This is a genomic window from Paenibacillus sp. FSL H8-0332 (assembly GCF_037963835.1).
GTDB classification, from domain to species: Bacteria; Bacillota; Bacilli; order Paenibacillales; family Paenibacillaceae; genus Paenibacillus_AQ; species Paenibacillus_AQ rhizoplanae.
The window spans coordinates 1,549,896-1,575,220 of sequence record NZ_CP150145.1 but is presented as its reverse complement, the minus strand read 5'-3'; the positions used below and the strand labels follow the sequence as shown (position 1 = coordinate 1,575,220).

Here is a 25,325-nt window from a genome sequence, read left to right as displayed (position 1 = left end):
ATAAAATACGGCCCGGGCGGGCGGTTCCAGATTTGCTGAAATTCGAATCACTCCACAAAAAAAAGCCCCCTGTAAAGGAGGCCGTAAAGTAGTTGGAGTTATAACCAATGCTTGAGTAAAGAATTAATTCACGCGGGATTGCACCAGTGCGGCAACTTCCTCGGCCGTGCCGAGTTGCAGGGCCTGGGCAGCCATTTCCTTCATGTCGGCCGCGGACAGCTTGGAGATCTGGCTGCGTGCTGGCAGGATGGAGGTAGCGCTCATGCTGAATTCATCAAGGCCAAGACCCAGCAGCAGAGGAATAGCTGTAGAGTCACCGGCCATTTCACCGCACATGCCGGTCCATTTGCCTTCGGCGTGTGCAGCGTCGATAACGATTTTGACCAGACGCAGAATCGCCGGGTTGTATGGCTGATACAGGTAGGCTACCCGTTCATTCATACGGTCCGCAGCCATTGTATATTGAATAAGGTCGTTGGTGCCGATACTGAAGAAATCCACTTCTTTGGCGAACTGGTCCGCCAGTACAGCAGTCGAAGGAATCTCAACCATGATACCGAGCTGAATGTTGTCCGATACTTCCTTGCCTTCTTCACGCAGCTTGACTTTCTCTTCCAGCAGCAGATCACGGGCTGCACGGAATTCGCCAAGGGTGGCGATCATCGGGAACATAATCCGCAGGTCACCGTGTGCGCTTGCTCTGAGCAAGGCACGAAGCTGGGTGCGGAAGATATCCTGACGGTCCAGACAGAGACGGATCGCCCGGAAGCCCAGGAACGGATTCATTTCCTTCGGCAGATCCAGATAAGGCAATTCCTTGTCCCCGCCGATATCCAGCGTACGCACCACTACCGGCTTGCCTTGCATGTTCTCAAGCACAGTGCGGTAGGCGTTGTACTGAATCTCTTCAGAAGGCAGCTTGTCGCGGCCCATGTACAGGAACTCTGTACGGTACAAGCCTACGCCTTCGCCGCCGTTCTCAATCACACCAGTGACATCATTCGGAGTACCGATATTGGCAGCCAGCTCTACATGCTTGCCGTCAGCGGATACGGTAGGCTCATCACGGAGCTTCTTCCACTCAGCAATCTGCAGATCATAGGCTGCCTGCTTCGCAGTGTACTCAGCAACTTCGGCTTCCGAAGGGTTGATCAGCACATCGCCATTTAGACCATCAACGATGATCAGATCGCCGGATTTGACCAGGGACAAGACATTCTTGGTCCCTACAACTGCCGGAATCTCCAAGGAACGGGCCATAATGGCCGAGTGGGAAGTCCGGCCGCCGATGTTGGTCGTGAAGCCTTTGACGAAATTGCGGTTAAGCTGTGCAGTATCCGAAGGGGTCAGATCCATCGCAATGACGATAACCTCTTCACTGATTTCTGCCGGGCTCACATAATGAATGCCAAGCAGGTGGTTCAGCACGCGTTTGGTTACGTCACGCATATCAGCTGCACGTTCCTGCAGGTAGGCGCTCTTCATGTTTTGGAACATTTCCACAAATTGATTAGCTACTTCATTCAGTGCGTAGTCCGCATTTACCGATTCGTCACGGATTTTGTCCATTACAGGGGTAATGAGCTCAGGATCATCAAGAATCAGCAGATGGGATTCGAAAATCTCCGCCTTCTTCTCGCCAAGCTCAGCCAATGTACGCTCTTTGATGGTCTGAAGTTCGCCTCTGGATTTGTCCAGGGCATCCTTCAGCTTCGCAAGCTCAGCGTCCACATCAGTGACCGCTGTTTTGGTAATGGTATAGTCCGGATGTTCCAGGATAAAGGCACGGGCTACTGCAATACCTGCGGAAGCCGCGATTCCTGAAATCTTATTCATGGACTTCTCCCAGCCCTTCTTTAACCATAACCTCCTGCAGCGCGCTCAGTGCTTCCGCTTCTTCACTGCCTTCAGTAATAAGGGTCAGGGTATCTCCTGCTTCAAGGCCCAGGGACAGAACGCCCAGGATAGATTTAAGAGTAACTTTTTTGCCTTTAGCTTCTGCAAAAGCCTCGGTGCTTTTGAATTTTGTAGCTGTATTTACCAGCGCTGTCGCCGGGCGTGCGTGAATTCCGTCTTCGTCAATAATTCTGAAAGTTGTTTGCATAATATAATCCAACTCGCTTTCTGTTAATTTTGGGATGGTGAATTATAGTGAAGGCTTGCGCTCCCCTTCATTATAATAGAAGCGCTTCGCCATTGCACATTTTACTGAATGGTGATGATATCCTTGTCGCCGATGACGACTCTGCCCGGCTTCTTCAAGGTAACAGAGGAGCCTTCCGGCAGGTTGGAGAAGATGACCGGAGAAATGACAGAAGGTGCATTCGCCTTCACATACTCCATATCCACTTCCATAATCGGCTGTCCGGCAGCTACCAGATCGCCTTCCTCCACCAGAATCGTGAAGCCTTGGCCCTTAAGCTTAACTGTGTTGACCCCGATATGCACAAGGACTTCCTTGCCGCCGTCCGACATGATGCCAATGGCGTGCTTACTCGGGAACACGTTGAATACCTTGCCGTATACCGGTGAAGCAATCTTGCCGTCTTCCGACAGGAAGGCGAAGCCGTCACCGGTCATTTTCTGTGAGAAGACCGCATCGGGAACCTCTGTAATATCCATCAGCTGGCCGTTTACCGGGGATACGATATCCTCAGGTATAATAGCCTGGCCCTGCTCGCCGGCCTGCTGTTCCAGCTCCGGCTTCGGAGCTGCAGGGGCTGCGGCCGGTGTTCTGCCGTTCATCACATCCTGAATCTGGGACTTGATCGTGTCCGAACGTGTGCCGAAGATCGCTTGTACGTTGTTACCCACTTCAAGAACACCAGAAGCACCCAGTTTCTTCAGACGGTTCTTATCTACGCCCGCTTTGTCCTTGACTTCGACACGCAGACGCGTAATGCAAGCATCCAGATGGGTGATGTTCTCTTTGCCGCCCAGGGCAGACAGAATGTTGCGCGGCAGATCGTCGCCCGTCTTGGATACACTCTCTGTGCTCATGTCTTCCTCATCGTCCGAGGCATCTTCACGGCCCGGAGTCTTCAGGTTGAACTTGCGGATGACGAAGCGGAACCCGAAGTAATAAATCACGGCCAGTACCAGACCTACCGGGATAACCAGCCACCAGGCGGTACGGTTCGGAATGACGCCGAACAGCACATAGTCGATGAAGCCGCCGGAGAAGGTCATCCCGATTTTGACATCAAGGATGTGCATGGTCATGAAGGACAGACCGGCAAACACGGCATGGACTGCGAACAGCAGCGGAGCTACGAACAGGAATGAGAACTCCAGTGGCTCCGTAATCCCTGTAAGGAACGAAGTCAGCGCAGCCGAGATCATCAAGCTGCCGACAATCCGTCTGTTCTCAGGCTTGGACTCGTGGTAGATCGCAAGAGCCGCTGCCGGAAGACCGAACATCATGAACGGATATTTACCGGTTGTAAATGTGCCCGCTGTGAACTCCGCACCGTCACGAAGCTGCTGCATGAAGATCCGCTGGTCCCCCCGGACCAGATCGCCCGCCTTGTCAATATAACTTCCGAATTCATACCAGAATGGTGAATAGAAGATATGGTGCAGGCCGAACGGAATCAGGGAGCGCTCGATCACCCCGAAGATAAAGGCCGACAGCGTCAGGTTGGTATTAATCATACTCTGAGACACATAGTTCAGACCGTGCTGAATCGGCGGCCACACAATCGTGAGCGCAAGACCGAGGATCAGGGAGGTCACCGCCGTCATAATCGGTACGAAACGTTTACCCGCGAAGAAACCCAGATAAGACGGCAATTCTATGCGGAAGAACCTTTTGTACATGGATGCGGCTAGTATCCCGACCAGGATACCACCGAACACCCCAGTCTGCAATGTGGGAATCCCCAGCACGCTGGAATAAGAGAAATCCTTCCAGGTCAGCACGTAAGCATTGACACCCACTACCGTACCCATGGTTACGTTCATCACCAGGAAGCCGATAATCGCCGCAAGCCCGGCTACGCCTTCTCCTCCGGCTAGCCCGATGGCTACGCCGACTGCAAAGAGCAGGGAGAGGTTATCAAATACGATTTGCCCGGAGTTCATAAGTACGGTGGCTATCGCCTGAACAGTATGATTCTCCAGTGCAGGCACATATTGCAGGAAGTCCGGGTTAACCAGCATGTTCCCGATTCCTAGCAGCAGGCCCGCCGCAGGCAGAATGGCAACTGGCAGCATAAGCGCCTTACCGACTCTCTGCAGAACGCCAAATAATTTTTTGAACATTCATGTCACTTCCTAATCCTTAATTTCTGTCAACAGAAGCCAAAAAAGGCATGAGCAATACAGTACGCAGATTGCCCGGCTAACGCTAACGTTAGGGTACCCCGAGAGGGGGCTGGACAACCATAATACTGTAAATCACTCATGCCTGATCGTATCAGTTACACGTTTGTATTCTGCTTCTGTTTCATAACAGGGATCATTGTAGCACCATTAATTTGAAGTTGCAAGCCCCAAAATCGCCTAAAGCCGGTCTACTCCTCCATCCCTGTCTCATCTTCCTTCTTCTGGGCAATTCGCTGCAGATGAATTGTTAGATAGCTAACCTCGGCCGGATATACCGGAATGCGCACACGCTGCTCGATCACCTTCGTCAGCTTCCAGGCAAGCATGTACATCTCAGGGTACTCCCGCTTCATTAGTCCATCCAGGGACGAGGTCTCGCGCACAGTCTCTCCCCGGCGCAGACGTTCCAGAACGAACCGCAAATGGGTCACCAGCCTTGAGTAATCCAGCGAATCCCGCGGAATACGATATTCCAGATTATCTTCGACCAGCCCCACCAGATCGCCGATAAGCTCGGAATGCTGCTTCACCTCGGAGATATGGCGGTTGCTAAGCGCACTGACAATATGCAGAGCCACAAAACCAATCTCATCCGGCGGCAGCGCAACTTCCATCGCCTCATTGATCCGCTCCACCGCATATTCCGCCAGACTATATTCCTCCGGATAAATCTCCCGGGTCTCATACAGAAACGGATTATGAATAGCCATATGCTGCTCGCTTCTGCGGATCGCAAAGGAGATATGGTCGGTAAGGGCAATATGGATATGCTCATTCAGCGTCTGGCGGCTGCTCTGCATAATATGCAGTACAATCTCCTGGACCACCTCAATCAGCTTCTCATCTACCTGCGGTACGAGCTGCTTGTATTGCTCCTGCTCCTCCTGGCTGCGCAGGATGAACATCTTCTCTACGGAGGACAGATTGATCCGGTCCCGCGTTTTACGGTTGAAGCCGATCCCCTTGCCGATGACCACAACCTCAGCATACTGGGGATGCTCGGCAATGATCACGTTATTATTAAGCACCTTGGCCACGGTAATGCTGCTCACTTGCGACACCTCTTTTACTTCTGAATCCCGATCAATTCCGGCAGCACTATCATAACATCAAGAATCTCAAATTAGAAGTGTGTCACACACGGCCCGCAGGCTCATTTCATTTCACCCGAAACGTCCGGCCTGAGAACCTGTATACCATGATCAGAGCAGCCAGCATATACACCACAGCAGAGAGCACTACGATCATGGCAAACATTCCAAGCTCACTCTTGAACTGCATGGCGATGAATCCTACCCCCAGCACCACACTGTTCACAATCGTAAAGAACGGATTCTTCACATTCAGCTCTGTGCTATAGGGCTGGAAGATGTAGTACATGAACAGATGATGCACCGAGAAGAACAGGGACAGCGCCACAATCGTCACGCAAAAGAGTGCAGCATCCCCCGCGCCCCAGGTCTCCGCTGACAGCAGCAGCAGCAAGTTCACCGCCAGGCAGATCGCGGCAGCCGGGATCAGATTGAGCACGCTGATACGCAGCAGCCGGATGCGGAAGTTGCTCAGAATCGCCGATTGTTCACGGTAGAACCCATAGCGCAGCAGGCTGAGATCACAGTTATAGAACATCGCCTTGCAGAGGCGTTCGCCAATGGACGTATAGTTCATAATGATCAGGAAGGTCGGCAACGCGGTAATCAGATAGTGAGTCAGCTTGGTAAAAGCAGCTTGTGACAACAGCATCGTCAGCAAAGCAGCTGCAAAGAGCGAGCCAATAATGACCAGCCTGCGCTCTATCGGACTGGTTATGAGCCGCCGGTGGCGTGAGAAGAAGATAGCATTCAGGTATGCGTACCCGCTTTTCCCCTCGAACTTGCCTTGATTCTGTTCCGCCGAGTAGTGCTGATCCTGCGTAGCGACATCCTTCACCCGTGCTTCTTTCATCATCCGGCCCATGTCGAGCAGCGGATCGTCGATTTTGGTGACGGCATCGACGGCATTCTTGTAGCCTTTATAACGGGCGATATAGACCGCACTTAAGCCTCCCAGCATAAGCACGCCAATCACCACAGGCAGGTTGAACAGCATTCCACTCTCTACTACCGCAAATCCGGGAAGCAGTGGCAGGTAGGCCAGCAGATAGCCAGCGCCGATGGCGGTCCAGACCCAGCCTGTTTTTTTGACAATAACAATGCCGTAGCGGTCAAACACCCACAGATGCAGCGCCTCGCAAGCCGTGCGCCAGAACGTCAGCAGCAGCGTCAGAACCGCCCCATGCCACAGCGGAGCCCCGAGAAAACTCCCGAAGACCAGCATCGCCGGAATAAACGTAACCAGGAAGCTGATCCCGCGCAAAGTCAGTGTGGTCCGCATATACCGCTCTGCCGGCAGTCTCATCAGCTTCACGAATATGTATTTATCCCGCTTCGGCTCCAGAATAACCGCGCTGGAAATCCCGGACGTGAGGAAGCTTATACATAGCAGCATCTGCAAATAGAGCTGGTATTGCACAGGCAGGGTTAATGATAAATCTTGTCCTATCAGCTTCACCGGAAGAAAGATCATAATACCCAGATAAGTGAACTTCGTCACAAAGGCCATAAGAAGCTTCAAGATATGCACGATAACAGATAAGGACCGCTTCAGCGTGGTTTCCGAGTAGACCGAGGCCGGGATCTGCTTACCCAGTACGGGAAGCTTACGGATATAGAACATCAGCCGGTTGGCGCCGGACATCCCCCGCACTTCCAGTATCGCCTTCAGTGTCCTAATCATGATCCTCATCCTTCAGCAGGGCAATAATCTGCTCTTCGAATTCCGGACTGTGCAGGGTCTCCGCCGGAATCTGGCGCAGCGTACCGTTATTCAGAATAACCAGCTCATCGCAGAGATCGGCCGCCAGCTGCAGAATATGAGTGGAGAAAATAATGATATGATCCTGCTTCATCTCCCGCAGCAGCTTCTTGATCTCCAGCGCCACTACCACATCGAACGAGGTTAACGGCTCATCGAGCAGGATCAGCGGCGGCCGGGAAATGATAAAGCACAGCATCTGAATTTTGTTCTTCATCCCGTGGGAATAGCCTTTGATCAGACGGTGCCTGTCCGCCTCTTCGAAACGGATGATATCGAAATATTCCTCAATGGTCCGGTCCGCTTGTATCTTCCCCTTATTGATGTCCATATAGAACTTCACAAACTCATAACCGGTCAGGAAGTCAGGCAGAATCGGCAAGGAGAAGACATAGCCGATCTCCTCCTCAAGCAGTGGAAGACTCACCTCATCTCTCCGCAGAAAAGCCCCGCCGCTATCCATTTGGATCTCCCCGCTCAGGCAGTTGAACAACGAGGTTTTTCCCGCGCCGTTGCGGCCGAGCAATCCGTATATCTTGCCCTGCTCAAAGGTAAAGTCAATCCCCTTCAGCACCTCCCTGCCGTCAAAGCTCTTGCGTATATTATCCAGTATAAGCTCCATGTCTCTGCCTCCGTTTCAGCGCGTATGAATCTCTGCTTATATAAGACGCACTTAAGTTTTGAACTTGAAGCTTCATCGTCACTGCGGTGAACATTTGGACTTCCGGCCGCTGTTGTCACCAGATTTCTTGATTTATTCCGCCTTCGCGGGTGAAATCCGGTGACAAAGGCGGTCGCTACCGCTCCTACAGTTCCAAATTTCCCCTCCGCTTCTTTTGCTTTTTGTTATTTTCTTTAGTGCCTCTTATATAATTAAATTCCTTTAAAATAGGTATGGCTGGCGGGTACTGCTGCCTGCCATACCTTGGTGGCTTGCTGTTAACCTTCAGGGTGTTCCGAAGGTTCCGCCGGAGTGAGCGGAGTGACTGGTGCAGCCGGGGCCGGTCTTGAGACCACAGAGGTTAGGGGTGCTGCAGTGTGTCTGACAACATCCTTCTGTGCAGATTTGCCTGAAGTTAATCCTTTGATCAGGGACTCGACGTCAATACCGGACACGCTCTTCAGCATCTCAGGGGCTGTCGCCATCAGTTGGGTAACATAATTGCTGACCCGGGCGGCACCTTCACCGTTACCGGTATCTACAACGGTAAGCTTATCGATGGATGCCAGCGGCTCGGCAATCCGTCCCGCCAGTTCCGGCAGCATTTTGACAATAATATCGAGAATAGCGGCTTCGCCGAATTTCTCGAAGGCTTCCGCCAGCTTCTCCTTGGCTTCCGCTTCGGCAAGACCACGCAGACGGATAACCTCCGACTCTGCTTTACCTTTAGCCAGCTCTGCATCCGCAATCGCCTGACCTTCCAGACGCTTCTGCTCGGAGGTTGCCTTGGCCTGTGTCTCAATGCTGTACTGCAAGGCATCGGCTTCACGCATCCGCTTGGCCTTGTCGGCTTCCGCCGCCTGCTCTACCGCATAACGGTCTGCTTCCGCTTTCTTCTTCACTTCAGCATCATACTGCTTCTCGCGCACCTGGATTTCCTTGGCCTGGAGATCGATTTCACGTTCCTTGCGGACCAGCTCAACCTTCATCTGCTCTTCCACTACGCTCTGCTTGGCACGTGCCTCTTGGATATGGTAAGCCTGGTCAGCTTCCGCTTTGGCCGTGTCCTGATCGCGTTTGAACGCCGCGACCTTCAATTGGTTCTCCTTCGACGCTTCGGCAATGTTGGTGTCGCGGAGCAGCTCCGCCTTCTGCCCCTGCTCTTCGGCATTGGCCTTCTTAATCCGCGCATCACGCATAGCCTCAGCTTCGGCAATCTCCGCATCCCGCTTCACTGCCGCAATCCGCGGCTTACCGAGCGCTTCCAGGTATCCGTGCTTGTCACGTACATCCTTGATGGTGAACGAGACAATCTGGAGTCCCATCTTTTTGAGGTCACGGGCGGCAACACCCTGAACCTCCTGGGCGAAACGGTCGCGGTTACGGTAGACCTCTTCCACAGTCATCGTACCGAGGATCGCCCGCAGATGTCCTTCCAGCACTTCCTGCGCTTCACTCTTCAGGGATTCAATCGGCTTGCCCATGAACTGCTCGGCGGCCGTTGCCACATCTTCCGTAGAGCTGCCTACCTTGATGATCGCCACCCCATCAGCGATAACCGGTACGCCTTGCTCCGTGTAGACCTCCGGGGTCGTCACATCGAGCTTATGGGAGAGCAGGGACATGAACTCCGCCTTCTGGAAGACGGGCAGAATGAATGCCCCGCCGCCGCGGACGATTTTAATTTTGCGGCCGGAGCCATCATCCGATATATGATTGTTGCCCAGGAAGGAACCGGTGACGATCATGCCTTCATCCGGGCCAACCGTCTTGTAACGTGCCCAGAAGGCGAGTCCGAGGACAAGCAGTACAGCGATTACTATCGCAGGTATAAATAGGGATTCTGGAATATTTTCTAGATTCATCATTAATCCACTCCTTTTCTCTCTTCGAATTCAGACACAAGTGCAACACCCTCACGTACCTCAACTACTACCACCTTGATCCCGGCCGGCAGTGCATGCTGCTCGAAGCTGGCCGCCGTATGCAGGCTGTTGCCTGCACCGAACTTCACCATAATCTCACCGTAGCCTACGCCGGGGACCGGGACGGTAACCTCACCGATTCTCCCCGGCAGTTCACTCATCGAGAAGCCGTTCGACATTTCGCTGTTCCTCATTGGCTTCACTACCACCAAATGCATCAATACGCCCATGAATGCCGCAACCAGCAGGGACAAGGCAAGAATCACTCCATCTTCCAGTCCGCTGTAGCGGTTAAGCAGCATGCCTGCTCCACCAAATACAGTTATCCCTCCTGCCAATAAGGTAGGATTCAGGAAATCAAAAGATACGATGTCAAAAATCCCGTCCAGAGCGCTCCCAATCAGGTCGCCTACCACTACACTGACTACAGCAAAAAGAATACCCAGCGCCAAACAGCCCAAATACAGCGTTTGCATGTTAGTCTCCTCCCGTCATTACTTCCGGACTGTCATACTAGTATAAACGCAACTGTCATGTCCTTGGTTTCACAAAGTTGGGTATTGCTCTCATTAATGTATGCCGGGAGCGGGAAAATTAACAGACAAAAGAAGCCGCCCCCGTAGATGGGAAGCGGCTTTACATTGATGGCTAACTTACAAAGCCAGCTTATAAATCTCAACTACGTCCTGACGCTCCAGCTTGCGGAAGTTGCCGAACGGGCCGAAGCGGACCGCTTTGTCGGCCATGCTGCCAATTTCGCTGTCGTCGATATCGTAATCACCAAGCGTCTTCGGAGCGCCAATGGAATCCCAGAAGCTGCGGAGTGCTTCAATACCTTCGAGGCCGGTCTGTTCATCAGTTTTGCCGGCAGGGTCAATGCCGAACACGTTCACAGCCAGCTGGCGGAAGCGGGCAGGATTCGTGCTGAGGTTATATCTCATCCACTGCGGGAAGAGAATCGCCAGGCCGCCGCCGTGGGGAATATCATACACAGCGGATACGGCATGCTCAATGTTGTGCGTAGCCCAGTCACCGGCAAAGCCCATGCTGACCATTCCGTTCAGCGCCATCGTACCGCAGTACATAATGGTCTCCCGCAGCTCGTAGTTGTTCAGATCCTCAATCAGCTTAGGTGCTGTCTCAATGACCGTACGAAGCAGAGTCTCCAAGAATCCGTCCTGTAACGGCGTATTGCTGTCTGTGTGGAAATAATGCTCCAGCGTATGGGACATGATGTCCACCATACCGTACACCGTCTGGTCGCGCGGCAGGGAGAAGGTGTTCTCCGGGTCAAGGATCGAGAAAGCCGGATAGGCATGGATGCTGCCCCAGCCCATTTTCTCCTTAGTCATTTCGTTGGTAATAACCGAGCCGTTGTTCATTTCAGAGCCGGTGGCAGCCATTGTCAGCACGGTTCCCAGCGGAAGCGCACCTTGAGGTGCGGCCTTGCGTTCTACGAAGTCCCACATATCCCCTTCATATTTCGCTCCGACGGCCACAGCCTTGGCACAATCCAGCACGCTGCCGCCGCCAACGGCAAGAATCAGGTCAATGTGATGCTCACGGCACAATGCTACACCCTTATGTACCGTTGAGAGACGCGGATTCGGCTCCACTCCGGCAAGCTCGGTAACTACGGCACCAATGCCAGCCAGCTCGGCAATAACGTTGTCATACAGGCCGCTGCGCTTGATACTTCCACCGCCGTACATCAGCAGTACGTTCTTACCGTATTTCGGCACCTCGGTACGGAGTGCCTGCAATGTTCCCTGTCCGAAAATAAGCTTGGTAGGGTTATAAAATTCAAACTTGCGCATATGGGTAAACCTCCATGAGTATGTGAATGTGAAGCACCTGTCTATTATAGTCCTCCAGCTTGGCGCATTCAAATCGCACAGCTCTCTATTTTGGATTAGAATCAACGTGAGCACTTGGGTGGACGCTCCGCAAACAGAACGTTGTTCCAATCACTGTTGTGTCCAGAAGGCGAACGCTTCGCTTTTCCGCGGGTCATTCTGCCCGCTGCGCTGTTCAAGCGAAAATCGACCCTTCCTTCCTTAAAAAGCAACAAAAAAAATCGCTCATTTGGTGAAATGGAGGGACCACCCAGCCATTCCCAAAGGAGCGATTTCTTTGTACATTCAGTCTATCCAGACTTAGTTAAAGCCGCTGCTGTTCAGGAACCGGCGGAAGGCCGCCTGTCCTTCCGGCGTGCGTTTGTAGACTCCGGCATGCTCCAGAATGTGAGTGAACTTCGTACCCACCTCATTCTGGATGGTCTTTACCGCTTCTTCGCGGTTCAGGGAGGTGCCGAAGCGGCTTACCAGCTCGGTAATCCAGGAAGCGTGAAGCGCCAGCGGATGCTCCTGGCCCTCGCTCTGGACAGCTCCGAGAAGCGCGGTGTCGCCCGCCAGTAAGCCAGCGATGGCGTCAAGCTCTTCCTTGAGCCGTCCCGGCAGAATCGCCAGGCCCATCACCTCAATCAGGCCGATGTTCTCCTTCTTGATATGGTGCATCTCCCGGTGCGGGTGGAAAATCCCTTCGGGATATTCTTCGCTGGTCCGGTTGTTGCGCAGCACCAGATCCATCTCGTAGCCACCGTCCTCGGCCCGGCGCACGATAGGGGTAACGGTATTATGCGGCACGATCTCGCCGTCCTCTTCACTGAACGCCAGCACTTCGGCGGCCGGATCGCTATACGTCTTCCAGGACTCGTAGATATGGTTGCCTGCCTCCAGCAGCACCGCCGGATCTTCGGCATGCATCCGCAGCACGGACATCGGCCATTTCACAGTGCTTAAGCTGACACCGGGATATGAGGCATGTGTGAAGGTATCCTCTTTGGGTGCCTTCTGGATCGGGAACGTATGCCGTCCGCCCTGGAAGTGGTCATGCGTCAGAATAGAGCCGCCGACAATCGGCAGATCGGCATTCGAGCCGATGAAATAATGCGGGAAGGCTTCCACGAAGCTAAGCAGACGCTTCAGCGTATCCTTCGTCAGCTTCATCGGCACATGATCGTGGTGGAACACAATGCAATGCTCGTTATAGTAGACATAAGGCGAGTACTGGAAGAACCATTTCTCGTTGTTCATCGAGAGCGGGATCACACGCAGGTTCTGACGCGGCGGGTGATTGACCCGGCCGGCATAGCCAACATTCTCACGGCAGAGCTGGCACTTCGGATAGACCGGAGGCGGAAGCAGCCGGGCCATGGCGATTTCCTTGGGACTTTTCTCCGGCTTGGAGAGATTGATCGTCATCTCAATATCCCCGTACGGCGACTCCTGAAGCCAATATACATTCTTCGCTACCCGGTCCATACGGATATAATTGGAATCAATGCTCAGCTTATAAAAGCGGTCCGTTGCCGCCTGAATACCCTGCTCCGCCTGGATCGCGGCGAACTCCGCATTCACCTCAGACGGGCGGGCCATCAACAGGCCCATGATCTTCGCATCCAGCAGATCGCGGTACGTATCCGTATTCTCAGGGATCAGCCCGAGACTGAACCCGTAATCAATCAGCTGGTCCAGCGGGGCCTGCGGGCTGTCCAGCGGACCTTCAGAGAACTCACCGGGATACGGCTCGCTGAAGCCGAACTGGTCCAGGAGTTCATTGCGGCTGTAATCCACATCTGCGGGCTGGATCAGTCCCGTATGTCCGGCAAACAGAACCAGCTGTTCAATCGCATACAGCGCCTTCTCAGCGGCAGCAGCCGTACTATTATCGTTCTGCATTTCATTTCTCCTTCTATGGTGCCTTATGCGGCGCTTTGCATTCTGTCTATTTCACCTTCGGGCAATAATCAGACCTGCTGCTTACTCCCCGTACCCTTGCGGATTAGCAGAGTGCCAGCTCCATGCGCTCTGAATAATGCCTTCCAGGTCGGCGTGCTGCGGGTCCCAACCCAGCACCTGACGGGCTTTGGCGGAGGAAGCGACCAGCACTGCCGGATCTCCGGCGCGGCGCTCCTGAACCACAACCGGAATCTCCAGGCCGGTAACCTTCTTCGCCGTCTCAATAACTTGCTTCACGGAGAAGCCGAGGCCGTTGCCAAGGTTGAAAATATTGCTCGCACTTCCGCTGCGCAGATAGGTTACTGCACGGACATGCGCATCTGCCAGATCGCTGACATGGATGTAGTCGCGTACGCAGGTTCCGTCCTCTGTCGGATAGTCTTCCCCGAACACTGCGATATTCTCGCGCTGCTTCAGCGCAGCCTGGAGCACCAGCGGAATCAAGTGGCTCTCGGGACGGTGGTCTTCGCCGATCTTGCCGCTGGCATGGGCGCCTGCGGCATTGAAGTAGCGCAGCGCTACATATTTGATGCCGAGCACTTTGTCGAACCAGGCCATCATACGTTCCATGGTCAGCTTGGTCTCGCCATAGACATTCGCAGGCTCGGTGCGGTCGGTCTCTTCGATAGGCACCTTTTCCGGTTCGCCATAGGTGGCGGCTGTGGAGGAGAAGACGATTTTATCCACACCGGCATGCTGCATGGCTTCCAGCAGACACTGTGTTCCATAGACATTATTGTCGTAGTATTTAACCGGGTCCTTCATGCTCTCGCCCACTAGGGAACTGGCTGCGAAGTGAATCACCGCTTCAATCTCGTTCTCGGAGAACAGCTTGGCCAGCAGCGCCTTGTCGCGCAGGTCGCCCTCGTACAGCTTGCCGCCCAGCAGCGCCTCCCGGTGCCCTGTCAGCAGATTGTCAATTACCACAACCTCTTCCCCGCGGTCCAGCAGCTCTGCTACTGTGTGTGAACCGATGTATCCTGCGCCGCCCGTTACCAGAATCGCCATCTTATTTCACTCCTTTCAATTCTTCCACGCCGTTGCCGATGCCGCATACATAGAATTCGCCGGTCAGGCCGGTTCTGTTCTTGTAAGCTTCTCCAACTTCCGTTATGAACCGCTGCACATCATCCTCGTGTACCAGAGAAACCGTACATCCGCCGAATCCTGCGCCGGTCATCCGTGAGCCCAGTGTGCCCGGAATGCGCTGCGCTTCTTCCACCATCACATCCAGCTCCTCGCAGCTGACTTCATAGAGGTCGCGGAGGGAGACATGGGAGTCATTCATGTACAAGCCGAACTGCTTCAGATCATTGTTCTTCAGCACCTCCACCGAGTCAAGCACACGCTGATTCTCCTCCACCACATGGCGGGCGCGGCGTCTGACGGTTTCGTCCGTAATTCTATCCTGCAGAAGCTCGAACTGCTCAGGCTTCACCTCAGCCAGATAGGACAGGGCTGGAACCTCCTGCTTCAGAATAGCGAGTGCCTCTTCACATTGGCTGCGGCGCTCATTATACTTCGAGTCCACCAGACCGCGCTTCTTGTTCGTGTTGCCGATGACCAGCTTATAGCTGCCCGTCACGAAAGGTACGAGGCTGTATTCCAGCGTATCGCACATGAGCAGGATAGCCTGGTCACGCTTGCCGTTGGCTACAGCGAACTGGTCCATGATCCCGGAGTTCACGCCGACATACTGGTTCTCCGCGCGCTGGGACAGCAGAGCGATCTCCACCGTATCTGTGTCACCGCCAAGCAGCGTGAGGAAGGCGAAGCCGGTCACTACCTCGATCGAAGCGGAAGAGGACAAGCCCGAGCCGTTAGGAATCTCACCATGGAACAAAAGATCGTAGCCCCCGGCTACCGGGTGACCCTTCTTAGCCAGCTCCACCATTACGCCGACCGGATAGTCCACCCATTCGCCGGTCTTGGCTGCGCCGATATTGCTGAAGTCAATGGAAGCTTCATAAGGGAAATTCGTGGAAGCGAATTGAACCTTGCCGTCTGTACGCGGGCGCACGATCAGGGTGGTTCCGAAGTCCAGGGCTGCCGGGAAAACATAACCTCCGTTGTAATCCAGATGCTCTCCGATCAGATTCACGCGGCCCGGTGCGTAGAATACCCGCGCGGTTTCCCCGCTCTCCCCGTACTTCTTGATAAATGTACTGTTAAGTTCCTGTATGCTCATTATTGACACTCCATCCTTTCGCTGCTTGTGCTGGGACTGTGGATTATAGCTTGCGTCCTTCATGCTTATATTATAATAAAATCAGACTTGCCCTGATAATGCAATCATGTGTGCAATATATGGACAAATGTGACTTTCGTCTCTGAAGAGACTATACTCGGTAAGAGGAAAAGTGAACTGGCGCTCCCTATACAATTAGCTATGGAAGCGTTCTGCTCAGGAAAGGCGGCTTGCAGTGCAACATACCTATTCAGTAGGATCAAATCCTGTATATTACGATAAGCAGCTGCTGCATGTACTCTTTGCAGGAGAGAGTCAGACCCTCCCGCTGCATCAGGCGGGTCCCAAGATCTACGATTACTATCTGCTCCATTATATTGAATCCGGCTCCGGGATCTTCCGGACCGAGCAGCACACATACGAGCTGGGGGCCGGGGACTGCTTCCTGATCCACCCGGGCCAGCTGGTCAGCTACATCTCGGATCAGCAGGAGCCCTGGCATTACCGCTGGGCTGCCTTCAACGGCGGCGATGCCGGACAGCTTGCGCAGCAGGCGGGCTTCACTCCGCTCGCCCCGGTGCTGTCTACCACAGGCGGCAGTGTGATTCCCGGTGCGCTTGCCGGGATGATGTCCGCCTTCTATGCCAATAAAGAGAGCGCCGCTCTTACCTCTCTCGGTTATCTGTACCTTATCGCTGGGGAGGCAGCGGAGCTGCTGGCCTCCTCCACCCGGCTGCCGGGTGCGGAATCACAGATCAAGCGGACGGTGAAGCAGATGATTCACTACATGGCTTCCCAGTATGCCCATCCGGTCTCGATTGAACAGATGTGCGGCAGTCTGGGCTATAACCGCGCTTATCTCTCCCGTATCTTCAAGCAGGAGACGGGGCTCTCTCCGGTCACTTACCTGCTGAAGCTGCGGGTGGAGAAGTCGCGCCAGCTGCTGCGTGAACGGCCCGAGCTGTCCGTGGAGCAGGTAGCGGCATCGGTCGGACTGACCGATGCCCTGTATTTCTCCCGGCAGTTCAAGCGCTTCTACCGCCAGTCCCCCACCGCTTACCGCCAGGCCACTGTGAACCCTGGAGAGAAATAGCCCTATCGCCTAGAGCAACAGCCCGTCTCCTGAACAGGAAGCGGGCTGTTTGCGTTGTTATTTATGGCTGAACGCCTTAGGCTTCACTCCTCTGTCTTGAGGATCGTTTCGATCCGGTCCAGCTCCTCCTGCGTGAAGTCACTATGGGACAGGGCGGCGATATTCTCCTCGATCTGGCTGACCCGGCTGGCGCCGATCAGCGCCGAGGTGATCCGGCCGCCGCGCAGCGTCCAGAGCAGGGCGAACTGGGCCAGACTCTGGCCGCGCGCTACCGCCATCTGGTTCAGCGCGTGGATTCTGCGCAGCACCTCCGGCGTAATCCGGCTCTCATTCAGCGCAGCCGAAGGTCCGGCTGCCCGGGAATCTCCAGGGATGCCGTTCAGATATTTATTCGTCAGCAGCCCCTGCGCCAGCGGAGTGAAGGCAATACTGCCCACCCCATGCTCCTCCAGCACATCCTGAAGCCCGCCTTCAATCCAGCGGTCCAGCATGGAATACCTCGGCTGATGAATCAGCATCGGGGTGCCTAGCTCCTTCAGAATCGCAATAGCCTGCCGGGTCTGCTCCGCCGAGTAGTTGGACAAGCCGATGTACAGTGCCTTGCCTGAGCGCACAGCATGATCCAGCGCCCCCATCGTTTCTTCCATAGGCGTGTCCGGGTCCGGGCGGTGGGAGTAGAAGATATCCACATAGTCCAGCCCCAGCCGCTTCAGACTCTGGTCCAGACTGGACAGGATATATTTACGTGAACCCCAGTCCCCGTAAGGGCCGGGCCACATCGTATATCCCGCCTTGGTCGAAATCACCAGCTCGTCACGGTACGGCGCGAGATCCCGGGCCAGCACCTTGCCGAACAGCTCTTCCGCCGATCCGGCCGGAGGCCCATAGTTATTCGCCAGGTCAAAGTGGGTAATCCCGAGATCAAAGGCACGGGTAATCATCTCACGGCCGTTCTCATAAGCATCTATGCCGCCAAAATTATGCCACAGGCCAAGTGAGATAGCCGGAAGCTTGAGGCCGGACCTGCCGGTGCGGTTGTAACGCATTTCTTCATACCGTTCATCACTAGCCACATATACCATGTTATATCCCTGCCTCTCGTATCTCTTTTGTGAATACCCTTCTTTTAAACTCACGGCTTCATTAGTAATCTTGTTCTATAAAAAAAATGGGCGTTAGCCCAGCAATCCCTGCACTCTACCCAGCACCTCTCCGATCCGCTCTGTAATAATCAGATCTGCCTGATCGTCATACGGGGTAGGCTCGCCGTTAAGCAGTACAGTATGCCGCCCCCTGAAGTAAGTAACCAGGCTCGCGGCAGGCTGAACGGTAAGCGAGGTACCGCCAATGATCAGCAGATCCGCCGCTGCAATGGCATCCACAGCTTCAACCAGCACTTCATGATCGAGCGCTTCCTCATAGAGCACGACATCCGGCTTGATGATGCCCCCGCAGTCCTCACAGCGCGGTACAGAGCCTTCCTGCTCCAGCCATTCCTCCAGGCCGTAATAGCGCTGGCACCCCATACAGTGATTGCGGTGGATAGAGCCGTGCAGCTCCAGTACCCTTCGGCTACCGGCAATCTGATGAAGGCCGTCGATATTTTGCGTAATGACCGCCTTCAGTCTGCCACTCTTCTCCAGCTCGGCAAGCAGCCGGTGGGCCCCGTTCGGCTCCGCTCCGGGATGAATCATCTTGCTGCGGTAGAAATCAAAAAAAATGTCCGGCGAGGACATAAAAAAGCTGCGGCTGAGCATCACCTCAGGCGGATAAGGAGAGTTGTGCTGTGTCTGGTACAGACCGGCTGCCGAACGGAAGTCCGGGATACCGCTCTCCGTCGATGTTCCGGCACCGCCGAAAAAGACGATATTATTGCTTTTTTGAATCCAGGAAGCCAGTAGCTGTAATTGTTCCATGATCTACACCTGTCCTCTCTGTTCCTCATTCGTAATGCATTCAGATCGTTAAGCGGAGCGCCGGATAGCCGGATACCACAATATCCGCATCCAGCAAATGGTCTGCCCTTCCGTCCGGTGAGATCCCGACTGCAAGTCGCAGTCCCGCCCCCCGGCCCAGCTGCATATCCGCATTGCTGTCACCGATAATCACTGTGTCTTCGGGCCGCAAATCCAGCTCCTGGCAGGCCTTCTCGGCCATCTCCGGTGCAGGCTTGCCGTACTTCACCCGGTCGCGGGTAACCACCGCCCCGAAGTAGCCGGAGATGCCAAGCCATTCCAGATGCTCGCGGGTGGTGGACAGATTGTCAGAGGTTACAACGCCAAGCTTCAGCGAGGCTGCGGCACACTGCTCCAGGAATGGCAATAATCCCGGCATTGGCACTGCGGTACGGCGGCGGCGAAGCTCATTCATGGCCTCCTTGGAGATGGCATTCACGCGCGTCACCGCTTCATTCCAGGGGACACCCGCTGTATAGAGCTGCCAGGCCAGAATCCCGGTGGATTCCTCAGCCGTTGCCATGGAGAGCGGACCGGCGGGATCATATCCGGTAATTCGTCCGGAGGCATCATGCGTAGTCCCCAGCACCGGGGCCAGGTCCGCTCCCGTTACGGGTCTGCTGCCAATCAGAGTCAGCTGGCTGCCCAGCCCCTCAAGCACCAGTTCAGCCCAGCTGCCCCAGGTGGCCAGGAGATCCAGCAGCGTGCCGTCCTTATCGAACAGGATGCCGCTTACGGGAACAGTGAGTTCATTGATGTGCAACACAGGCATTCAAGCACTCCTTCCGCATAAGTTATATTACTTCAGGTATTGGATGTTCATTTGCTCTGGCGCAGATTCCCCAGCCAGTCCAGCATCGCCCGGACGGTCCGTGTCTGCTGTTCTTCTTCGCTAATCGTAGCGGTCCCGTCACCCTTTTGCACGCCATAGCTGCCGAATTGGGCATGGTTACCGCCTTCAACCGACACATATACGGTATTGCCCGGCAAATAGGAACGCCCTTGGTTATAGCTCTTCTGGTCTACGACTTCATCCTGCGTGCCAAGCACAGACAAGACAGACAGCGTGGTGTCCTTCAGGCTGCCTTTCTCATCGGGATACGAGGCCAGAAAAAAAACGCCTTCCAACTGGCCGGCATGATCCGCAGCGAAGCGTGAAGCCATTACGCCGCCGAGCGAATGTCCGCCCAGGACGAAGGACTGCTTCGGATGCACACGGATAATCTCTTCGGCGGCATCCCCTTTGATTACAGCCAGATTAAGCGGCATTCTGGCAATGTAGAACGGGTGACCGGCAGCGGCAACTTTACGGGCCAGCGGCGCATATGCTTCCGCCTTGACCAATGCGCCCGGATAGAAGATTACGGCGGTGCCGAGCACCACTGAGGGGTCGAAGGAAATCCAGTTGTCATTCTGCTCGACAGTGACACCCCCGGCAGAGATCAGAGCGGTTTCAGCCCTGGCCTCAGGCTTATACGGGGTCAGATACCTCCATATAAACACCCCCGCCACCAGCAGAATCAATACCACTCCAATAAGCACACGGCGTCTGATTATATTCTTTTTCATTAGTGTTCACTCCCGATTCCTGCATACTGAAAATTATAAGGGAATCGGCGAATTCAAACAACCTTCAAGACTTCGCCACATCTGGCCCTATCCATTTCCAATGATAGCGCTTACTATTGTGATGTATTTCACAATTTATTGTCCGGAAATCATGTATTTTAAAATTAAAGTATTAAACCCCCGCAAACCTAATTTCATTGGAGGTTACGTCATGACCCGGGAAAGCTCGCTTGACACGCGCGGAGAGACTTTTTTTCTCAATCTGCGCTTCATGCTTATTGTAACTGTCTTTGCGGCCAATGCGATCGAACCCCTGATTCAAGAAATGAGCGGACTTCACACTCTTTACCAGTGGATCTTCAGTTTTCATATGCCGCTGTTTGTGCTGGTGACCGGATACTTTGCCCGTTCAAGCTTACATGGAGCGCCAGGACGCAAAGTCCTGCTGCAGATTGCCCTGCAATATGTTATTTTTCAGAGCCTATACTCCGCACTGGACGCCTCCCTGTTTCATGTGAATAATATACAGCATTCCTTCTTCGCTCCTTATCTGCTGCTATGGTTCCTGGCCAGCCACATCTGCTGGCGCCTGCTGATGCTGGGCATGAGCCGCTGGACCCGCAGCGCCCAACTGGCCTTCGCCGTTACCGCAGGGGTGGCCGTAGGTTATCTGCAACTGGACGGGATCTGGTTCAGCATCAGCCGCACCTTTGTGTATCTGCCCTTTTTTGTGATCGGGTACCATTTCTCCTTCGGGGCTTTCGTGAAGCTGTATCAGCAGTATGTCAAAAGCATTGCTGCCGCCGCTTCGCTCCTGCTGCTCCCTGCTATCGGCCTGCTTGGCGCTGATCTTCCCCTGGGCTGGCTATACGGGAGTATGACCTATATGCAGCTTGGCGCTCATGAATGGTACGCGGGTCTGTTCCGCTTGGCGGTCTATGGCCTGCAATTCATCGCTTCCCTGGCATTTCTGGGCCTGGTGCCTTACGGATTAAGCCACATGACCGGTCTGGGACGCCGGACCCTCTATGTTTTTCTGCTGCATGGGTTTGTCGTCCGCACGGCGGTGATTTCCGGCCTGTATGGGTATATCGGCAATCCTGCCGGAGCAGCGCTGCTGCTCGCCGGTGCAGTAGGATGTACGGTGCTGCTCGCCCAGCCTGCGGTCAAACGTCTGCTGAACCCGCTCGTGGAGCCGTCCGTAAATTGGATGATCTCCCTGCGGCGCGCCGCCATCAGACGGTCTCTATAGAATAGAATTGCTCGGACTATATCAATTGGCTGAAGTCTATCCCTTACGGAATAGGCTTCTTTCTGTATATTAGCCCAGACTTTACATGCGTTACTCCACGACAAACTTCACATTGTCCGGTAGAAAAAAGAGCTTTTTTGTGATAGACTCTCTATTAACGTTCTTAACCAATCACCGCAGGGTACGTATATTCCGGGATTGCAATGCGTTAATGCGGCACTATATTCGCTTCACCAATACTGTTAGGGGGAAAAGTCATCATGGCAAACAAGAAAATGCGATCAGATATGATCAAAAAAGGCTTCGACCGCGCTCCTCACCGCAGCCTTCTGCGGGCAGCAGGCGTTAAAGAAGAGGATTTCGGCAAACCGTTCATCGCGGTCTGCAATTCCTATATCGATATTGTACCGGGTCATGTGCATCTTCAGGAATTCGGCAAGATCGTGAAGGAAGCCATCCGTGAAGCCGGCGGGGTTCCGTTTGAATTCAATACGATCGGCGTAGATGACGGTATTGCCATGGGTCATATCGGTATGCGTTATTCGCTGCCAAGCCGCGAGATCATTGCCGACTCTCTGGAAACGGTAGTATCCGCGCACTGGTTCGACGGTATGGTGTGCATTCCCAACTGTGATAAAATCACCCCGGGCATGATGATGGGCGCGCTGCGCGTCAACATCCCGACCATCTTCGTCAGCGGCGGGCCGATGAAGGCCGGCGTAGACAGCAAAGGCAAGAAGCTCTCCCTCACTTCGGTATTTGAAGGCGTTGGCGCCCATCAGGTCGGCAAGATCAACGATGCAGAACTGCTCGAACTTGAACAATTCGGCTGTCCTACCTGCGGATCTTGCTCCGGTATGTTCACCGCGAACTCCATGAACTGTCTAGCCGAAGCTATGGGCCTTGCGCTTCCGGGCAACGGCACCATCTTAGCGGTAGCCGAAGAACGCAGAGACTTCGTCCGCAAATCAGCAACCCAGCTCATGGAGCTGATCAAGCTGGACCTGAAGCCGCGTGATATCGTAACCCAGGAATCGCTGGACAATGCCTTCGCACTCGATATGGCTATGGGCGGTTCGACCAATACCGTACTGCATACCCTGGCACTGGCTCAGGAAGCCGAAATCGATTATCCGCTGGAACGCATCAACGAAGTAGCCAACCGCGTTCCTTACCTGGCCAAGCTGGCTCCGGCCTCCGATATCTTCATCGAAGATGTGGACCGGGCGGGCGGCGTAAGCGCCGTGCTGAACGAATTACTGAAGAAGCCGGGCGCCATCTTCGGCCACTGCATGACCGTTACCGGCAAGACGCTGGCTGAGAATGTCACCGGCCATGAGATCCAGGATACGTCAGTGATTCATACCATTGACAACCCTTATTCCCCAGTAGGCGGATTGGCTGTACTCTACGGCAATCTGGCTCCTGAAGGCTCCATCATCAAGGTTGGTGCCGTGGATGCTTCCGTTGGCGGTTATCACAAGGGACCTGCCATCTGCTTCGACTCCCAGGAGCAGGCACTGGAAGGCATCGCGAACGGCAAGGTCAAAGAAGGCCATGTAGTCGTTATCCGTTATGAAGGTCCGAAGGGCGGACCGGGCATGCCAGAAATGCTGGCTCCGACTTCGCAGATCGTCGGTATGGGCCTGGGCGCTAAGGTCGGCCTGATCACGGACGGACGGTTCTCCGGTGCGTCCCGCGGGATCAGCATCGGTCACATCTCGCCGGAAGCGGCTGAGGGCGGCCCGATCGCTTTTGTTGAGGATGGCGATATCATCGAGCTGGATCTCAATAACCGCAAGATCGAGCTGCTGGTTGACGAGGAAGTGCTTGCGGTCCGCCGCCAGGGCTGGAAAGAATTCGAGCCGAAGGTGAAGACCGGTTATCTGGCCCGTTACTCCAAGCTGGTTACCAATGCAAGCAAGGGCGGCGTGCTGAAGATCTAATCGTTAGCCGTAGGCCTTAGCCTGAGCTTGAGAGATGCGTAATGAGGATAACAGCAGTTCCAGCCGCGAATGCGGCCGGGGCTGCTGTTTTTTTGTTGCAGGAATTACAACCTTAGGCTCAAGTGGAACGGAGATTTGGAGGGAATGTTGTATGAATTACAGCAATGATCGCGCTAAGAAGTGAATCGGTAGAGGAATACTGCCTTTTGTGCAACAATTGCGAGTTGGTGCCTCTTTAGGGAGGAGAATGTTGCATAATGTGCAGGAACAGGTGGGATTTTCCCGTGTCCAAACTAAAAAACCGCCAGCCCATATAGGCCAGCGGAGATCTGTAAAAATATAAGTGCAGTAAACTGCTTATGCTTCGTCTTCAATGAACCACCGTTGCTCCAGGCAATTCAGCTTCAAGCGTCAGTTCCTCTTCGTGTACCCGCTCCACATGCTTCTGTGGCCGCCGCTGGTTCATCTGATTCAGCAGCTGCGACACGGGCATCAGCATCATCTTGGGCACCAGCACCTCACTGCGCACCTTGAGCCTCGCCCCGCCTGAGGGGTGGATGACGCTCAGCAGAACACTGAGATAGAATTTGGTCGAGCGGGCGAACAGGCCACTGGGCAGATCCACCACCATGAAGCCGAATTTCTCCGGCCCGCGGTTAATCATGCTCACGCCGTAGAGCGCCTTGGCTTCGGCCAGCTCGATATCACCAGCAATATGCACTGCAAGCAGCGGCAGGTCCTTCTCCATCCGGCGGATCATGCGGATCGCCAGCTGTGCCGGAGAACGGGAATGAACCCCAAGCTCGAACAATTGCCTGTTGTCGATGTGCAGCTCAATGACCTTGTCGTCTTTGCTCAAGGTCTCGCCGTTGTCCATCAGCACCGTATTGCCCTGATACTTACGCAGACGGTAATGAAGGAACGGATCGGCAGGCGTGATCGTCTTGAGCTGGAACATTAGCTGGAAGAGCTTCTCCCACGCCAGCCACAATCCGACAAGCAGCCGCTTGCCGAAGGATAGATGCGTGATCGGGGAGCGCTGCACCGCCTTGATCATCTCGTCAATCCGGACGCTGCGCAGTCCGCGCTGCTCGGCTTCGGCGAGCATCCGCTCCAGCGCAATCAGCATATGCTCCGGTGCATTCGGATCGGCACCCATCGTCGTACCGCAGTCATGCAGCAGCAGCACCTCACCTGGACCGAGCTTCGCAATGAGCTTCTCGGTCAGCTTTTCCGCTCCCAGCTTCTCCTTCCAGTCGCCGAACATCGCCGACCACAGCACGATCTGCACCTGACGGCGCTTGGAGAAGTCGAACAGGTTCACGATTCCCCAAGGGGGCCGGTAATAGGTGCTGCGTTCGCCGGTAATGGAGAAGATAATCTCGCCCGTCCGGTCAATCTGCTTCCTCACCGTGGCGGGACGCATCAGCCAGTTCGTCTTGTGCACATAATTATGAATCCCGATCAAATGCCCTTCATCATGCATCCGCTTGATAATCTCAGGATACTGCTCCGCGTGCGAGCCAACGACAAAGAATGTCGCCTTCGCATTATAGCGCTTAAGCAAATCCAACAGCAGCGGTGTATAATGCGGGTCTGGCCCGTCATCGAAGGTCAGGCCGTAATCCGTACGCCCAATTCCTTTGCGGAAGACACGATAACCAAATAAACGGCTGATCATACCGGGAATAAAAGCATAAAAGGTAGAGATATAAAATAGCCAGAGCAGCAAAGTCTGCATGTACAATCACCGCTTT

At 54.3% G+C, this 25,325-nt stretch carries 20 protein-coding genes; 3 read left to right on the top strand and 17 right to left on the bottom strand.

The features are described from left to right. Positions 1–123: 123 nt before the first annotated feature. From ptsP to NST43_RS06760, 12 genes are all read right to left on the bottom strand, one after another. Positions 124–1,836: a phosphoenolpyruvate--protein phosphotransferase gene (gene ptsP / locus NST43_RS06815; protein WP_339223298.1), complete on the bottom strand. Its 1,713-nt coding sequence runs from the start codon at positions 1,834–1,836 to the stop codon at positions 124–126. Continuing rightward, positions 1,829–2,104 carry an HPr family phosphocarrier protein gene (locus NST43_RS06810; protein WP_209994834.1) on the bottom strand — a complete coding sequence of 92 codons (276 nt, stop codon included), beginning with the start codon at positions 2,102–2,104 and terminating at the stop codon, positions 1,829–1,831. The genes ptsP and NST43_RS06810 overlap by 8 nt, the downstream gene beginning before the upstream one ends. Positions 2,105–2,205: 101 nt before the next feature. Further along, positions 2,206–4,263 carry a glucose-specific PTS transporter subunit IIBC gene (gene ptsG / locus NST43_RS06805; protein WP_339223296.1) on the bottom strand — a complete coding sequence of 686 codons (2,058 nt, stop codon included), beginning with the start codon at positions 4,261–4,263 and terminating at the stop codon, positions 2,206–2,208. 251 nt (positions 4,264–4,514) lie between these two features. Continuing rightward, positions 4,515–5,378, bottom strand: a complete 864-nt coding sequence (locus NST43_RS06800; protein ID WP_209994832.1) for a PRD domain-containing protein — start codon at positions 5,376–5,378, stop codon at positions 4,515–4,517. Between the two features lie 106 nt (positions 5,379–5,484). Next, positions 5,485–7,101 (bottom strand): hypothetical protein, encoded by a 1,617-nt coding sequence (locus NST43_RS06795; RefSeq protein ID WP_339223293.1) that lies wholly within the window; start codon positions 7,099–7,101, stop codon positions 5,485–5,487. Then, positions 7,094–7,801 (bottom strand): ABC transporter ATP-binding protein, encoded by a 708-nt coding sequence (locus NST43_RS06790; RefSeq protein ID WP_209994830.1) that lies wholly within the window; start codon positions 7,799–7,801, stop codon positions 7,094–7,096. Before NST43_RS06790 ends, NST43_RS06795 begins: the two co-directional genes overlap by 8 nt. Before the next feature lie 317 nt (positions 7,802–8,118). After that, positions 8,119–9,708, bottom strand: a complete 1,590-nt coding sequence (locus NST43_RS06785) for a flotillin family protein (RefSeq protein ID WP_209994829.1) — start codon at positions 9,706–9,708, stop codon at positions 8,119–8,121. Further along, positions 9,708–10,241 carry a protease gene (locus NST43_RS06780; RefSeq protein WP_076158759.1) on the bottom strand — a complete coding sequence of 178 codons (534 nt, stop codon included), beginning with the start codon at positions 10,239–10,241 and terminating at the stop codon, positions 9,708–9,710. The genes NST43_RS06785 and NST43_RS06780 overlap by 1 nt, the downstream gene beginning before the upstream one ends. Positions 10,242–10,418: 177 nt before the next feature. Then, positions 10,419–11,582, bottom strand: coding sequence for an iron-containing alcohol dehydrogenase (locus NST43_RS06775; RefSeq protein WP_339223288.1), 1,164 nt, complete (start codon positions 11,580–11,582; stop codon positions 10,419–10,421). A 339-nt stretch (positions 11,583–11,921) separates the two neighbouring features. Further along, the gene (locus NST43_RS06770) at positions 11,922–13,505 is read right to left on the bottom strand and encodes a UDP-glucose--hexose-1-phosphate uridylyltransferase (RefSeq protein WP_339223287.1); all 1,584 of its coding nucleotides are present in this window, start codon (positions 13,503–13,505) and stop codon (positions 11,922–11,924) included. 81 nt (positions 13,506–13,586) lie between these two features. Further along, positions 13,587–14,573: a UDP-glucose 4-epimerase GalE gene (galE, locus tag NST43_RS06765; RefSeq protein WP_339223286.1), complete on the bottom strand. Its 987-nt coding sequence runs from the start codon at positions 14,571–14,573 to the stop codon at positions 13,587–13,589. A gap of 1 nt (position 14,574) precedes the next feature. Next, a complete protein-coding gene (locus NST43_RS06760) occupies positions 14,575–15,753 on the bottom strand; it encodes a galactokinase (RefSeq protein WP_339223284.1) in 1,179 nt (392 codons plus the stop codon). 235 nt (positions 15,754–15,988) lie between these two features. Here NST43_RS06760 and NST43_RS06755 point away from each other — a divergent pair, with 235 nt between their 5' ends. Beyond that, entirely contained in the window at positions 15,989–16,846 is an 858-nt protein-coding gene (locus tag NST43_RS06755) for an AraC family transcriptional regulator (RefSeq protein WP_339223282.1), read from the top strand. Between the two features lie 83 nt (positions 16,847–16,929). Here NST43_RS06755 and mgrA read toward each other — a convergent pair whose 3' ends face one another. The 4 genes from mgrA to NST43_RS06735 all read right to left on the bottom strand — a co-directional run bounded on the left by mgrA (position 16,930) and on the right by NST43_RS06735 (position 20,370). Continuing rightward, entirely contained in the window at positions 16,930–17,928 is a 999-nt protein-coding gene (gene mgrA, locus NST43_RS06750) for an L-glyceraldehyde 3-phosphate reductase (RefSeq protein ID WP_339223280.1), read from the bottom strand. 93 nt (positions 17,929–18,021) lie between these two features. Then, complete coding sequence (locus NST43_RS06745) at positions 18,022–18,762, bottom strand: NAD-dependent protein deacylase (RefSeq protein WP_339223278.1); 741 nt, start codon at positions 18,760–18,762, stop codon at positions 18,022–18,024. 40 nt (positions 18,763–18,802) lie between these two features. Next, positions 18,803–19,573, bottom strand: coding sequence for an HAD family hydrolase (locus NST43_RS06740; protein WP_339223276.1), 771 nt, complete (start codon positions 19,571–19,573; stop codon positions 18,803–18,805). A 47-nt stretch (positions 19,574–19,620) separates the two neighbouring features. Then, complete coding sequence (locus tag NST43_RS06735; RefSeq protein WP_339223275.1) at positions 19,621–20,370, bottom strand: alpha/beta hydrolase; 750 nt, start codon at positions 20,368–20,370, stop codon at positions 19,621–19,623. 211 nt (positions 20,371–20,581) lie between these two features. Between NST43_RS06735 and NST43_RS06730 the strand changes: the two genes are divergently transcribed. Continuing rightward, complete coding sequence (locus NST43_RS06730; protein WP_339223274.1) at positions 20,582–21,622, top strand: fucose 4-O-acetylase; 1,041 nt, start codon at positions 20,582–20,584, stop codon at positions 21,620–21,622. Between the two features lie 260 nt (positions 21,623–21,882). Next, entirely contained in the window at positions 21,883–23,568 is a 1,686-nt protein-coding gene (ilvD, locus tag NST43_RS06725) for a dihydroxy-acid dehydratase (RefSeq protein WP_339223273.1), read from the top strand. A gap of 370 nt (positions 23,569–23,938) precedes the next feature. Here the strand turns inward: ilvD and NST43_RS06720 are convergent, their stop codons facing one another. After that, positions 23,939–25,309 (bottom strand): polysaccharide deacetylase family protein, encoded by a 1,371-nt coding sequence (locus NST43_RS06720; RefSeq protein WP_339223271.1) that lies wholly within the window; start codon positions 25,307–25,309, stop codon positions 23,939–23,941. Positions 25,310–25,325 lie beyond the last annotated feature (16 nt).

What these genes read in the sequence shown, in the direction of transcription:
- mgrA (WP_339223280.1), bottom strand. Translation starts at nt 17,928, where the DNA reads ATGGTATATGTGGCTAGTGATGAACGGTATGAAGAAATGCGTTACAAC.
- NST43_RS06720 (WP_339223271.1), bottom strand. Translation starts at nt 25,309, where the DNA reads ATGCAGACTTTGCTGCTCTGGCTATTTTATATCTCTACCTTTTATGCT.
- NST43_RS06775 (WP_339223288.1), bottom strand. Translation starts at nt 11,582, where the DNA reads ATGCGCAAGTTTGAATTTTATAACCCTACCAAGCTTATTTTCGGACAG.
- NST43_RS06785 (WP_209994829.1), bottom strand. Translation starts at nt 9,708, where the DNA reads ATGATGAATCTAGAAAATATTCCAGAATCCCTATTTATACCTGCGATA.
- NST43_RS06745 (WP_339223278.1), bottom strand. Translation starts at nt 18,762, where the DNA reads ATGGAACAATTACAGCTACTGGCTTCCTGGATTCAAAAAAGCAATAAT.
- NST43_RS06740 (WP_339223276.1), bottom strand. Translation starts at nt 19,573, where the DNA reads ATGCCTGTGTTGCACATCAATGAACTCACTGTTCCCGTAAGCGGCATC.
- ptsP (WP_339223298.1), bottom strand. Translation starts at nt 1,836, where the DNA reads ATGAATAAGATTTCAGGAATCGCGGCTTCCGCAGGTATTGCAGTAGCC.
- NST43_RS06770 (WP_339223287.1), bottom strand. Translation starts at nt 13,505, where the DNA reads ATGCAGAACGATAATAGTACGGCTGCTGCCGCTGAGAAGGCGCTGTAT.
- NST43_RS06795 (WP_339223293.1), bottom strand. Translation starts at nt 7,101, where the DNA reads ATGATTAGGACACTGAAGGCGATACTGGAAGTGCGGGGGATGTCCGGC.
- NST43_RS06790 (WP_209994830.1), bottom strand. Translation starts at nt 7,801, where the DNA reads ATGGAGCTTATACTGGATAATATACGCAAGAGCTTTGACGGCAGGGAG.
- galE (WP_339223286.1), bottom strand. Translation starts at nt 14,573, where the DNA reads ATGGCGATTCTGGTAACGGGCGGCGCAGGATACATCGGTTCACACACA.
- ilvD (WP_339223273.1), top strand. Translation starts at nt 21,883, where the DNA reads ATGGCAAACAAGAAAATGCGATCAGATATGATCAAAAAAGGCTTCGAC.
- ptsG (WP_339223296.1), bottom strand. Translation starts at nt 4,263, where the DNA reads ATGTTCAAAAAATTATTTGGCGTTCTGCAGAGAGTCGGTAAGGCGCTT.
- NST43_RS06760 (WP_339223284.1), bottom strand. Translation starts at nt 15,753, where the DNA reads ATGAGCATACAGGAACTTAACAGTACATTTATCAAGAAGTACGGGGAG.
- NST43_RS06810 (WP_209994834.1), bottom strand. Translation starts at nt 2,104, where the DNA reads ATGCAAACAACTTTCAGAATTATTGACGAAGACGGAATTCACGCACGC.
- NST43_RS06780 (WP_076158759.1), bottom strand. Translation starts at nt 10,241, where the DNA reads ATGCAAACGCTGTATTTGGGCTGTTTGGCGCTGGGTATTCTTTTTGCT.
- NST43_RS06735 (WP_339223275.1), bottom strand. Translation starts at nt 20,370, where the DNA reads ATGAAAAAGAATATAATCAGACGCCGTGTGCTTATTGGAGTGGTATTG.
- NST43_RS06730 (WP_339223274.1), top strand. Translation starts at nt 20,582, where the DNA reads ATGACCCGGGAAAGCTCGCTTGACACGCGCGGAGAGACTTTTTTTCTC.